The sequence below is a fragment of the Micromonospora sp. LOL_023 genome, assembly GCF_048060115.1.
GTDB lineage: Bacteria > Actinomycetota > Actinomycetes > Mycobacteriales > Micromonosporaceae > Micromonospora_E.
In genome coordinates this window covers 1-495 of the sequence record NZ_JBHMIM010000195.1, presented here as the reverse complement: position 1 = coordinate 495, position 495 = coordinate 1, and the positions used below count along the sequence as shown (strand labels likewise).

Here is a 495-nt window from a genome sequence, read left to right as displayed (position 1 = left end):
CCGCAACTCAGCCGATGTCCGATTTTCAACACGGACAGAACGACTCAAGCCGGAACAACGCCGGGGCCGTGCCCCACCACCTACACCGACCCCACCGGACTCGCCTTCCTCGAAAAGGGCGGCGGCATCGAAGGCACCGGCCGACAGACCGTCGCCTACAGCACACCCAAAAATCGCACCTTCAAAGGAACAACAACCCCAAAGCCAACACCAAAGAAAACATCTGCGGCCACGGGCGTCAAGAACGCTGTGACCGACTTCGGCCGAGGGATCGCCGGAGCGGTCAAGGGAGTCGCCTCCCATATCGGCGGCGGCTATTCCGAAGCCGGACAGGCAATCGGGGACGCATGGAACGGCAACTGGGGAAATGCATTCGGCCACGTGAAGCGGCTGGGAGGCATCTTCGTCGACGGCTACACCATGTCCTACCCACGGCCCCGGCGTTGTTCCGGCTTGAGAGGTTCTGTCCGTGTTGAGAACCGGACACGAGGCGAG

1 protein-coding gene is annotated in these 495 nt (G+C 62.2%); it reads left to right on the top strand.

Annotation, left to right across the window (positions count from 1 at the left end; all coding sequences use genetic code 11):
- The coding region (locus ACFHVL_RS31435; protein WP_416632256.1) for a hypothetical protein at positions 1-495 on the top strand (495 nt) is incomplete at both ends.